Raw genomic sequence first — 11,546 nt, forward strand, 5'->3', positions numbered from 1 at the left:
GAACGTCCGAGCAGGCTCATCGATCAGCCCGGGAAGATGACGGTCTCGCCGTCGTACACGCCGGCAGCGATCGAGGCGTCGTACGCCTCGAGGAACGGCGGCGCACCGTCGGGCCAGACGCCGGATTCGACGTACGAGTCGTACTCGGCCCGGAACAGTTCGGGATCGACGATGCCGACGCCCTCGCCGTCGGGCGTTGCGCCGACGACCTCGGCGATCTCCTGCTGCCAGCGGTAGAGCTCACCTTCGTACGTGAGGTAGTAGCTGTTGCCGGCGGCTTCGATGCGGGCAGTCGCCATCTCGACGGCGGCTTCGGGGTCGGCGATCGCGTCGGCCATTCCCATCAAGGCCGCGCGGGTGAAGTCCTCGACCACTGTCGGGTTCTCCTCGGCGAACGACGCCGAGGTGTAGAGGAGTCCGAACGAGCCGGGAATGCCCGCTTCGGCGGGGTCGAACAGGGTGTACGGCACGCCGGCGGTGTCGAGCTGGCCGGGTTCGTTCGACTTGTACACCGGCAGCGCTGCGATCCCGGTCGCCAGGTGCGCCTGCGGGTCGAAACCGTCGAGCAGGATCTCTTCGTAATCGGCGCCACGTTCGAGACCGGCCTCGGCGAGCATCGCGACCAGGGACGGACCGAGGTCCCCCTTGATACCGATCTGCTGCCCCTCGAGTTCGGCGAGGTCGGTCGCTCCGCCTTCCGGCGTGATCAGCGCGTTGATCGGCGTCTTGCCGTAGTCGGCGATGACGACGAACTCGGCGCCTTCACCCGAGAAGTTCAGGACCTCGGTGAAGCTGCCCGCCGACGAGAACTGGGCCTGGTTACTGGCCACCAGCGGGTAGTTCGCCGTCGAGAAGCTGGGCTTGAGGTCGACGTCGAGGCACAGGGCGTCGAAGTACCCCGAATCCTCGGCGACGATCACGTCGATGATCGACGCCGCTGCAGCGAAGTCGAAGCTCGACAGGTAGGTGAGTGTGCCGATCTCCTCATTGGCGGCGCAGCGCTCCGGATCGATCTCGCCGTCGCTCGCGACCTCGGTCGTCTCGGTCGTTTCGGGCGCCTCGGTGGTGTCGGGCGCCTCGGTGGTGTCGGCGGCCTCCGTCGTCTCGGTCGTGGTCTCGACGGCCTCGGCCGACGCCGTGTCGTCGCCGCTGTCGGCGTCCTCGTCGTCGTCGCCGCACGCCGTGACGACGAGCGCCAGCGCGGCGAGTGCGCCGACGGCCCGACGCGTTCGACGCCGGGGGTGGACCGGTCGGTGGTTCGAGGGGGTCATGGGGGTTCTCCTTGCGGGTATGGGGAATGGGAGATCAGTGGCGGGTCGACTGGTGCCAATGGAGCGTGATCCGCTCGAGCCCGGCGATCAGGAGGGTGGCGGTGGCACCGATGAAGCCGAGGACGAAGATGCTCGCCCACAGCTGGTCGAGGAGCTGGATGGGGCGGGCCTGCGCCGTCTTGACGGCGTAGCCGAGTCCTGACGTCGTCCCGGCGAAGAACTCGCCGAGCACCGCGCCGATGAGCGCCAGCCCCACGGCGATGCGAGCGGCGGAGAACAGGAACGGCATCGACGAGGGCAACCGCAGCCGCCAGAAGATGACACGACGCGGCGCATCGACGGACCGGGCGAGTTCCAGCAGGTTGGGGTCGACCGAGCGCAGCCCGGCGATGGCGTTGATCAGGAACGGCACGAAACACACCAACGTGGTGATCACGATGATCGGCTTCAGCCCGAATCCCAGCCAGACGACCACGGCGGGCGCGTAGGCGATGATCGGGGTCACCTGGATGAGGACCGCCAGCGGGAGGCCGGCCCGCTCGGCGAATCGGGAGTGCGCCATCACCGTCGCAGCGACCAACGCGAGGACCATGGCGATGGCGAAGCCGAGAAACGCCTCCCACATCGTGGTCTTGGCGTTGTCGACGTAGAACCCGGGGTCACCCGCGAGGTGCCGGAAGATGTCGATCGGGGCGGGCAACACGAAGCGCTCGACGTCGAACAGATCGACGAGGAGCTGCCACGCGGCCAAGAAGCCGACGACCCCGACCACCGGCGCGACGAAGGCCATGATCCGATCACGCCTCGCACCCTTGGCGTCGGCGAGCAACAGCGACTCGACATCGACCCCGTCGGCGATCGCGCCGATCTCGTGGGTGGGGTGCACCGCTCGGTCGGTCATGCGTGCTGGTCCAGCAAGTGGGTCCGCAGGATGCGGACGTGATCGTGGAACACGTCGGTGTCCTCCATCTCTGGGGTGCGGGGCCGGTCGAGCCCGATCGTGTCGAGCGCAGCGATGCGACCCGGGTGCGCCGCCATGACGGCGACCCGATCGGACAGGATCACCGCTTCGGTGATCGAGTGGGTCACGAAGATCACCGTGGTGCCCGTTCGCTGCCACAACTCGAGCAGGAGGTACCGCATGTCGGCACGCGTGATCTCGTCGAGCGCAGCGAATGGTTCGTCCATCAACAACACCGGTGCGCCGAGTGCGAAGCCGCGCACGAGCGAGACCCGCTGCTGCATGCCACCCGACAACTCGTGGGGGTAGGCACCGCGGAAGTCGCGGAGTCCGACCGTGTCGAGCAGGTCGTCGATCTGATCGTCGTCGAGGGGGTCGTGACCACCCGACCTGCGGGGTTCGAGCTGCGACAGGAACCTCACGTTGCGGTCGACGGTGGCCCAGGGCACGAGCGACGACGCCTGCGGCACGAGCCCGAACGACTTGGCCGCCCGAGCGTCGAGCGGCGACAGCCCGTCGACGGTCACGGTGCCGGCGTCTGGTTCGACGAGACCGCCGATGATCCGCAACAGCGTCGACTTGCCGCACCCCGATGGCCCGAGCAGGCTCACGAACTCGCCGGCCTGGATGTCGAGATCGACACCACGAAGCGCGGGGACGGCCCGCCCCTTTCGACGGAAGATCTTGTGGACCCCGTCGACGCTGATGAACGAGGCGACCGAGGTTCCGGACGCAGCGTCGTCCGGAGCGATCCGACAACTCGATGACATGGCGGCGAAACCTAAGACCACTCTGTTTCCGGGACGTTTCGTCTCCGGGTCGATCCGATACGAAGATGGTCCGACCATTGGACCGAAGCCTCCGACGGACGTCGACGACCAGGGGAAACCCCGGCGATCGGCCACGCCGACGCTGCGTCGCGTTGGTCAGACCATCCGACCTCGTACCGCCGTTTCCGCCTATGCTGTGGAAGCGCAACCACGGCGCACGGTCGGCCCATCGCCGACACGGGAGCGGGAAGTCACAGCACCACACGAATGAGCACCACCGACACGACCTTCGGGTTCGCACCGGTCACCCGGGAGACCCTCAGTTCGCAGATCCGCGAGCAGCTGCTCCAACGGATCACCGACGGCACCCTCGCGCCGGGCGCGCGCGTCCCGTCCGAACGTGACCTGTCCGACCAGTTCGGCGTGGCGCGCACCTCGGTGCGCGAAGCGATGCAGGGCCTCATCTCGATGGGCGTCGTCGAACGTCGCGGCAACCGGTCGTACGTCGTCGAGCACCTCCCCGACGTCAGCTTCGACCGGATCGACGGCCGCAAGGAGTTCGTCCGCCAGCTGTTCGAGACCCGTCGCCTGCTGGAGTTGCCGATGATCGGCCTCGCCGCCGAGCGGGCCACCGACGAACAGCGCGCCGAGATCCGCGAGCTCGCGGCCGAGTTCCGAGCCGACATGGAGCTCGAGCGGTTCCGCCCGCTCGACCATCACTTCCACTCGGTGATCGCGCGTGCCTGCGGCAATCCGCTCTTGGTCGAGGTTCACGGCAAGGTGATGACCCGACTGTTCCACTCCGACGAGATCGGCCAGATGCTGTCGAGCGATCTGAACCGCGACGCCGTCGACACGATCGTCGCCGACGCCACGGCGCAGCACGCCGAACTGGCCAGGGCGATCGCCGACGGCGACGCCGACGCCGCAATGGCTCGGGGTACCGAGCACCTGGCTGCCGTCGAGCGCAGCATGATCGACCGCCTCGTCTGAGATCACCTCGATCACGTCGCGCCCGGCGCGACACCATCCGGTAACCCGGGATTCACAACTTCGACTGGCGCGGTTCGACGCCCTGCGTTATGGTCTGACCATCAGACCGAGCGCCCAAGGTGGCGCCGACCCCTCGAAGGAACCGATGATCACCGGAATGAACCACGCCGTGCTCTATGTGCGAGACGCACGGCGCCACCAGAAGTTCTACGAAGACGTGCTCGGCTTCTCGACCGTCATCGACCACCCGGAAGGCGCCTTCGTCTTCCTGCGTGCCCCGGCGTCGACGAACCATCACGATCTCGCCTGCTTCACGATCGGCGAAGGCGCCCAGCCCTCCACGGCGGGCCGCCAACAGGTCGGGCTCTACCACGTGGCGTGGGAAGTACCGACGCTCGCCGACCTCGAGGCGTACCGTCAGAAGCTGAGCGAGGCGGGCTCGCTCATCGGCGCCTCCGACCACGGCGCCAACAAGAGCCTGTACGCAAAGGACCCCGACGGCATCGAGTTCGAGGTCATGTGGCTCGTCCCGGCCGACGAGTGGGGCGACGAGCAGCACGAAGCGATCGTGCGCCCGCTCGACATCGGCGCCGAGGTCGCACGCTTCGGATCCCATCTCGCATCGACCTCGCACAAGGTCGCGCCGACAGCGGGAGCGATGCGTGAGATCGCCGACAACCAGTACTGCCACTTCTTCGAGGACGACGAGTTCGTCGAGACGAGCCGACCCGGCTTCCGTCACCGCATCATCACCGGCGAGCAGCTCCAGCTGTGCTTCTGGCGCATCAAGGGCGGAGCCGAGGGATCGTTCCTCCACCGCCACGACGAACACGAACAGCTCGGCATCATCATGCGCGGGGCGCTCGACTTCCGCATCGGTGACCCCGACGACCCGACCCGCACGGTGCTCGGCGCCGGCGACGTCTACCTGGCGCCCAAGACCGTCGACCACGGCGACTCCGTCTTCATCGGCGACGACGAATACGACGAGTGCTGGATCCTCGACGTCTTCGCTCCCCCGCGCGCCGATCTGCAGGCCACGAACTCGTACAACCAGTCCTCGAACAACAAGGAGGTGACGGCATGACCGCCGACTGGCGCATCGCTGTCGACATCGGAGGGACCTTCACCGACGTGGTGCTGCTCGATGCAGCGTCCGGCAACGTCGTGGTCGACAAGACCCTCACCACCCCGCAGAACCCACTCGACGGGGTTCGGACCGGCATCGCGTCACTGCTGGCGCGAGCCGACATCAAGCCCGGCGACGTGACGGCGCCGATCGTGCACGCCACGACGCTGATCACCAATGCGCTGATCGAGGGCAAGACCGGCCGAGCCGGCCTCGTCACGACCCAGGGCTTCGGCGACACGCTCCTCATCCGTGACGAGCACCGCTACGACATGTACGACCTCCAGATCGAGTTCCCGGCGCCGCCGATCCCCCGCGACCGCACGTTCGAACTCGACGAGCGCGTCAGCGCGACCGGCGAGCTCGTCCACGCACCGACCCCCGAGGCACTCGCGGCGCTCACCGAGCAGCTGCGCGCCGCCGAGGTCGAGTCGGTCGGACTCTGCTTCCTGAACTCGTACGTGAACGGCGAGAACGAGCGCGTCGTCGCCGAACACCTCGCCGCCGAACTCGGCGTGCCGGTGTGCATCTCGTCCGACGTGTCGCCCCAGATCCGCGAGTACCCGCGCATGATCACGACGGCGTGCAACGCCGCCACGATGCCCGTCATCGGCCCGTACCTCGAGGAGCTGCAGAAGTGGCTCTCCAGTGAGGGCTTCGGCGGCTCCGTGCTGATGATGCTCTCGAACGGCGGCGTCGTGTCCGCCGACGACGCCGCACGCATCCCGATCCGCCTGGTCGAGAGCGGCCCGGCTGCCGGTGCACTCGCGGGCAGCTGGTTCGCCCGCCGACTCGACGCCGACCGCCTGATGTGCTTCGACATGGGCGGCACCACCGCCAAGGCCTGCCTGATCGACGGGGGCGAACCCGAACTCACCAACGTGTTCGAGGTCGCCCGTGCCTACCGCTTCAAGAAGGGCTCCGGCTTCCCCTGCTCCGTCCCGTCGGTCGACCTCGTCGAGATCGGCGCCGGTGGCGGTTCGCTCGCCCGCGTCGACCAGTTCGGCCTGCTCAAGGTCGGCCCCGAGTCGGCCGGCTCCGAGCCCGGCCCGGCCGCCTACGGGCGTGGCGGCACCGAGCCCGCCGTCACCGACGCCGACGTCGTGCTCGGCATGCTCGACCCCGACTCGTTCCTCGGCGGCGACATGCCCCTCGACCAGGCCGCCGCCGCTGCGGCAGCCGCTCGCGTCGGCGAGTCGCTCGACCTCGACGATGTCCAAGTCGCCGCCGGCATCCACGAGATCGTCAACCAGAACATGGCGGCCGCCGCTCGCATGCACGCCGTCGAGATGGGTGTCGACCTCCGCGGCATCGGCCTACTCGCCTTCGGCGGTGCCGGCCCGGTCCACGCCTGCGGCGTCGCCGAACTGCTCGAGTCGCACCACGTGGTCTTCCCCGTCAACGCCTCGGTGCTGTCGGCGTTCGGCACGCTCGTGTCGCCCGTCCGCATCGACCTCGCCCGCTCCATGCCGCGCCGGATCGACCAGCTCGACCCGGCCGAGCGCGACGGCCTCCTCGACGAGCTGCGCGCCGAGGGCCGTCGCGTGCTCGCCGCCGCCGGCACCGACGCCGACAAGGTGCGGTTCCGTTACGGCGTCGACGCCCGCTACGCCGGCCAGGGCAACGAGGTCACCGTGTGGGTCGACGAGGGCGACGAATGGACCCTCGAGACCAGCGATGTGCTCGACGCGTTCGAGTCGGAGTACCGTCGCATCTACGGGCTCGCGATCCCCGACGTGCCCGTCGAAGTCGTCACCTGGCGCCTGTCGGTGGCGAGCGAAACCCAGCCGATCGATCCCGATCCCGTCGCCCCCGGTACCGGCGCCCAGCCGGTTCGTACCCGTCCCGTCGTGTTCGGACGGGCCCAGGACCCGATCGACACCCCCGTGTACAAGCGCGTCGACCTCGGCGCCGGCGACCGTTTCGACGGTCCGGCGATCGTCGAGGAGCGTGAAACCACCAGCGTGATCCGCCCGGGTTGGCAGGTCGAGGTCGCCGCCGACGGCAGCCTCGTCGCCACCCGAATGATCAGCGCCGACCAGAACGGAGCCTCCCGATGACCCGCACGTTCGACCCGATCGAACTGGAGATCTGCTGGCAGAGCCTGATCGCCACCGTCAACGAGCAGGCTCGCGCCCTCCAGCGTTCGGCGTTCAGCCCGATCGTTCGCGAGGCGGGCGACCTCGCGAACGCCGTGTTCGACCGTCGCGGCCGCATGGTCGCCCAGGCCGTCACCGGTACGCCCGGTCACATCAACAGCTTGGCGATGGCCGTCTCCAACATCTTGGAGGAGTACCCGATCGACAGCCTCGAGCCGGGCGACGTGCTCATCACGAACGACCCGTACAAGACCGCGGGCCAGCTGCTCGACGTCACCGTGCTGGTGCCGGCGTGGCGCAACGGTGAGCTGATCGCCCTGTTCGGCTCGACCATCCACCACACCGACGTCGGCGGCTACGGCATCGGTGCCGGCGGCCGCGACGTGTTCGAAGAGGGTCTCTGGATCCCGATCGTCAAGCTCATGAAGAACGGCGAGCGCAACGAGGACGTCTGGAAGTTCATCCTCTCGAACGTGCGCCAGCCCGATCACATGGCCGGCGACCTGCACGCCCAGATCGCCTCCGGCGAAGTGGGCGCCCAGCGCCTGTCGACCCTGTGCGACCGTCACGACCTCGACGACATCGAGGATCTGTCCGACGAGATCGTCACTCGCTCCGAAGCGGCGACCCGAGCCGGCATCAAGGAACTGACGAGCGGCCGCTACGAGGCATCGGCCCTGCTCGACCTCGCCGACGGCAGCGAGATCACGATCCAGTGCGCGCTGATCGTCGACGCCGACACCGGCACGATCACCGTCGACTACACCGGCACCTCCCCGGCCAGCCGGTGGGGCATCAACGTGGTGAAGAACTACACCCACGCCTACACGACGTTCGCGATCCGTTCGGTGCTCAGCCCCGACATCCCGAACAACTACGGCAGCCTCGCCCCGATCGAGCTGATCGCTCCCGAGGGCTCGATCGTCAACGCTCAGCCCCCGCAGCCGGGTACGGCCCGCCACGTGGTCGGCATGTTCCTGCCGAACGCGCTGCTGAAGGCGCTCGCCCAGGTCCGTCCCGACGGCGCCATGGCCGAAGGCTCGGGCGCCGTGTGGACGATGCAGGTCAGTGGCAACCACGACGACGGCAGCCCGTTCATCACCGCGATGTTCACCTATGCCGGCGGCGTCGGCGCCCGTGCGACCAAGCCCGGCCTGAACGCCTGCTCGTACCCGACCGGCGTCGCCGCCGTGCCGATCGAGGTGGTCGAGGCATCGGCCCCGATCCGCTTCTCCACCAAGGCGCTGCGCGAGGGCTCCGGCGGAGCGGGCGCCCAGACGGGCGGCCTCGGCCAGACGATCGAGTTCTCGGTCGACACGACGCGCGAGTGGGAACTCAACGCGGTCACCAGCCGCCTCGCACACGCACCCAAGGGCATCTTCGGTGGTGAGGCGGGCGAGACCGGTTCGTTCCTCGTGAACGGCGAACCGGTCCGCACCCAGGCCCGCATCACCCTGCAACCCGACGACGTCGTCACCTTGCGCCTCCCCGGCGGCGGCGGCTACGGCGAGCCCGTCGCTGCCGGCGGAGCGAACGGCTGATCATGACCGCGACGACCACCCACACGTTCGTGGACCTGTGGTCGTCCGCGGTCGCGCACCGTGGCGGCGCCCCGTTCCTCACGTTCGAGGGGCCGTCCGGCGACGTGACCGACTGGACGTACGACGAGTTCGACCAGGTCGTGGCGCGCACCGCTGCGGCCCTGGCCGAACGCGGCGTCGAGTCCGGCTCGTCGGTCCATCTCGCGCTCACCAACTCCCCCACGTTCATCGCGGTCTGGGTCGCGACCCTCCGCCTCGGCGGCTGGATCGTCCCGTCCGACCCGATGGGCCGGACGCCCGAGTTCGCCGAACACATCGACCGCACCTCCCCCGCGGTCGGTGTGTGCGCGGCGAGTCGGGCCGACACCTATCTCCCCGCGGCCGGTGGCCGCCCCGTGATCCAGATCGACGAGGCCGACGCCTCGTTCGAGTGGCTGCCGGCCGACGGTGTCGGCGAATGGCCCGACGTGCAGGCGACCGATCGTGCGGCGGTGATGTTCACCAGCGGCACGACCGGTCGACCGAAGGGCGTCGAGATCACTCAGGCGAATTACGCCTTCGCCGGCACGACGATGGCATCGGCTGCCGACCTCGGCGCCGACGACCGCCAGATCGTCGTGCTCCCCCTGTTCCACGCGAACGCCCAGTACTACTCGTTCGCCAGTGCGATCGCGGTCGGCGCCTCGGTGGCGTTGATGCACACGTTCTCGGCGAGCGGCTTCATCCCGCAGGCGGCGCGCCACCGAGCGACCCACGCCAGCCTGTTCGCCGGCCCGATCCGGATGATCCTGGCCCGCGGCGGCCCGCTCGACCCGTCCGACGGCGAGTTGCAGCTGCGTCACTGCTGGTTCGCCCAGAACCTCGGCGACGACCAGTTCGAGACGTTCGGCGAGTGGATCGGTTGTCGCCCCCGCCAGCTCTACGGCATGACCGAGACGATTCCGGCGGTCCTCACCGACACGACCGACGACCCGAGGCCCGACTCGATGGGCACCGTCACCGACGGCTGCATCCTCGAGATCCACGACGAGCACGGCAACCGGTGCCCGGTCGACACGGTGGGTGAGATCGTCGTCGGCGGTCGGCCCGGCCACGAGCTGTTCGCGGGCTACCTCGACGACCCGGCGACGACCGAGGCGTCGTTCCGTGGTGCCTGGTTCCGCACCGGCGACCGGGCGTCGTTCGATGCCGAGGGGCGCCACCACTTCGACGGCCGACGCGCCGACGTCCTGAAGGTCTCGGGCGAGAATGTGTCCGTGGTCGAGGTCGAAGCGGTCGTCGGCAGCCACGCCGAAGTTCACGAGGTCGTGGTCGTCGGCGCACCCGACCCGATCCGCGACGAGGTGCCCGTGGCGTTCGTCGTCCCGACCGAGTCGGCCGACCGCAACGGTCTCGAGTCGCGACTCGACGCCTGGGCCGCCGAACGGCTCGGCAAGGCCAAACAGCCACGCCACTACGAGATCGTCGACGACCTGCCCCGCACCAGCGTCGGCAAGATCCGAAAATTCCTCCTCGCCGACGCCGCGGCAACGGTCGCCGCGTCGACGTCCCCGACCCCCAACCAGAACCCGGAGCAGAAGTCATGACGATCGAACACACCACCGCCCCGGCACTGCCCGAGGGCATCGACGCTGCGTTCCTCGACGAGATGCAGCGCTCGACCACCGACGTGGCGACGGCGATCACGTTGCCGCCCCAGCTCTACACCTCCGCCGAGGCGCTCGCGTTCGAGCGCGAGGCGATCTACGCCAAGGAATGGCTGTGCGTCGGTCGCGTCGAGCGGATCCCGAACCCGGGCGACTGGTTCACCGTCACCATCTGTGACGAGCCGATCATCGTCGCCCGCGACAAGCAGGGCGAGATCAACGCCATGTCGGCCGTGTGCCAGCACCGTGCGATGCAGGTGTGCGACGGCGAGGGGAACGGCACGACCTTCAAGTGCCCCTACCACCACTGGAACTACGCCCTCGACGGCCGTCTGCTGGGTGCGCCGGCGATGGAGCGGACCGAGGGTTTCGACAAGTCGGAGTGGGGACTCCCCCGCCTGGCCGTCGAGCTCTGGCAGGGCTTCGTGTTCGTCAACATGGACGTCGACGCCGCCCCGCTCGCCCCGACCCTCACCTCGTACACCCCGTACCTCGACAACTATCACCTCGAGGACGCCGTGTGCCCCGGCACCTTCACGCTCGAGGACATGCCGTGGAACTGGAAGGTGATGTTCGAGAACTTCAACGACGGCTACCACGCCAACCGTCTCCACCAGTACGTCCAGGACTTCTGCCCGAGCAACATGAGCGAGTTCCCCGTGGAGTGGAGTGACGACAACAACGTCATCTTCCGCGAGGGTGGGTACACCCACATGGACGGCGGTTTCAACGCCACCCACCACTCGATCATGCCGGTCTTCCCCGACCTGACCGAGGAGGAGCGCACCCGCTCCACGTTCGCCCTGGTGCCGCCGACGCTGTGCCTCGGCACGGCTCCCGATCAGGCGTTCTTCTTCCTCGTGCGGCCGAAGGGGCCCGAGACGATCGACGTCGAGATCGGCTACATCTTCCATCCGTCGGCACTCGACGATCCGCTGTTCGAGCACAAACTCAAGCTCGCCGACGTGGGTGTGCAGGTGTTCGTCGAACAGGACCAGGACGCCACCACCAAGGTGCAGCGTGGGCTTCGCTCCCGCTTCGCCCCGCGTGGCCGCTACTCGTGGCAGGAAGAGAGCCACGTCAACTTCAACCGCTGGCTGGTCAAGCGCTACCGCGAACAGATCAACGGCTGACCG

9 protein-coding genes are annotated in these 11,546 nt (G+C 68.5%); 6 read left to right on the forward strand and 3 right to left on the reverse strand.

Annotated elements, in window-relative coordinates; genetic code table 11:
- Positions 1-23: 23 nt before the first annotated feature.
- The 3 genes from BDK89_RS14640 to BDK89_RS14650 are packed head-to-tail and all read right to left on the reverse strand — an operon-like array spanning position 24 to position 3,002.
- Entirely contained in the window at positions 24-1,271 is a 1,248-nt protein-coding gene (locus BDK89_RS14640) for an ABC transporter substrate-binding protein (protein ID WP_133869652.1), read from the reverse strand.
- 34 nt (positions 1,272-1,305) lie between these two features.
- Entirely contained in the window at positions 1,306-2,172 is an 867-nt protein-coding gene (locus BDK89_RS14645; RefSeq protein WP_133869653.1) for an ABC transporter permease, read from the reverse strand.
- Entirely contained in the window at positions 2,169-3,002 is an 834-nt protein-coding gene (locus BDK89_RS14650; RefSeq protein ID WP_133869654.1) for an ABC transporter ATP-binding protein, read from the reverse strand. The genes BDK89_RS14645 and BDK89_RS14650 overlap by 4 nt, the downstream gene beginning before the upstream one ends.
- Before the next feature lie 267 nt (positions 3,003-3,269).
- On the opposite strand from BDK89_RS14650, the gene BDK89_RS14655 reads away from it, so the two are divergent.
- The 6 genes from BDK89_RS14655 (at position 3,270) to BDK89_RS14685 (ending at position 11,543) form a co-directional block, all read left to right on the forward strand.
- Positions 3,270-3,995: a FadR/GntR family transcriptional regulator gene (locus BDK89_RS14655; RefSeq protein WP_133869655.1), complete on the forward strand. Its 726-nt coding sequence runs from the start codon at positions 3,270-3,272 to the stop codon at positions 3,993-3,995.
- Positions 3,996-4,140: 145 nt separating this feature from the next.
- The gene (locus BDK89_RS22465; protein WP_243839178.1) at positions 4,141-5,082 is read left to right on the forward strand and encodes a VOC family protein; all 942 of its coding nucleotides are present in this window, start codon (positions 4,141-4,143) and stop codon (positions 5,080-5,082) included.
- The gene (locus BDK89_RS14670) at positions 5,079-7,184 is read left to right on the forward strand and encodes a hydantoinase/oxoprolinase family protein (protein WP_133869656.1); all 2,106 of its coding nucleotides are present in this window, start codon (positions 5,079-5,081) and stop codon (positions 7,182-7,184) included. The genes BDK89_RS22465 and BDK89_RS14670 overlap by 4 nt, the downstream gene beginning before the upstream one ends.
- Complete coding sequence (locus BDK89_RS14675) at positions 7,181-8,764, forward strand: hydantoinase B/oxoprolinase family protein (protein WP_133869657.1); 1,584 nt, start codon at positions 7,181-7,183, stop codon at positions 8,762-8,764. The genes BDK89_RS14670 and BDK89_RS14675 overlap by 4 nt, the downstream gene beginning before the upstream one ends.
- 2 nt (positions 8,765-8,766) lie before the next feature.
- On the forward strand, positions 8,767-10,350 hold the full coding sequence (locus BDK89_RS14680; RefSeq protein ID WP_133869658.1) for an AMP-binding protein: 1,584 nt from the start codon (positions 8,767-8,769) through the stop codon (positions 10,348-10,350).
- Positions 10,347-11,543: an aromatic ring-hydroxylating oxygenase subunit alpha gene (locus BDK89_RS14685; RefSeq protein ID WP_243839179.1), complete on the forward strand. Its 1,197-nt coding sequence runs from the start codon at positions 10,347-10,349 to the stop codon at positions 11,541-11,543. The genes BDK89_RS14680 and BDK89_RS14685 overlap by 4 nt, the downstream gene beginning before the upstream one ends.
- The last annotated feature ends 3 nt before the right edge of the window (positions 11,544-11,546 follow it).

The organism is Ilumatobacter fluminis (assembly GCF_004364865.1).
Lineage (GTDB): Bacteria > Actinomycetota > Acidimicrobiia > Acidimicrobiales > Ilumatobacteraceae > Ilumatobacter > Ilumatobacter fluminis.

What these genes read in the sequence shown, in the direction of transcription:
- BDK89_RS14640 (WP_133869652.1), bottom strand. Translation starts at nt 1,271, where the DNA reads ATGACCCCCTCGAACCACCGACCGGTCCACCCCCGGCGTCGAACGCGT.
- BDK89_RS14645 (WP_133869653.1), bottom strand. Translation starts at nt 2,172, where the DNA reads ATGACCGACCGAGCGGTGCACCCCACCCACGAGATCGGCGCGATCGCC.
- BDK89_RS14650 (WP_133869654.1), bottom strand. Translation starts at nt 3,002, where the DNA reads ATGTCATCGAGTTGTCGGATCGCTCCGGACGACGCTGCGTCCGGAACC.
- BDK89_RS14655 (WP_133869655.1), top strand. Translation starts at nt 3,270, where the DNA reads ATGAGCACCACCGACACGACCTTCGGGTTCGCACCGGTCACCCGGGAG.
- BDK89_RS22465 (WP_243839178.1), top strand. Translation starts at nt 4,141, where the DNA reads ATGATCACCGGAATGAACCACGCCGTGCTCTATGTGCGAGACGCACGG.
- BDK89_RS14670 (WP_133869656.1), top strand. Translation starts at nt 5,079, where the DNA reads ATGACCGCCGACTGGCGCATCGCTGTCGACATCGGAGGGACCTTCACC.
- BDK89_RS14675 (WP_133869657.1), top strand. Translation starts at nt 7,181, where the DNA reads ATGACCCGCACGTTCGACCCGATCGAACTGGAGATCTGCTGGCAGAGC.
- BDK89_RS14680 (WP_133869658.1), top strand. Translation starts at nt 8,767, where the DNA reads ATGACCGCGACGACCACCCACACGTTCGTGGACCTGTGGTCGTCCGCG.
- BDK89_RS14685 (WP_243839179.1), top strand. Translation starts at nt 10,347, where the DNA reads ATGACGATCGAACACACCACCGCCCCGGCACTGCCCGAGGGCATCGAC.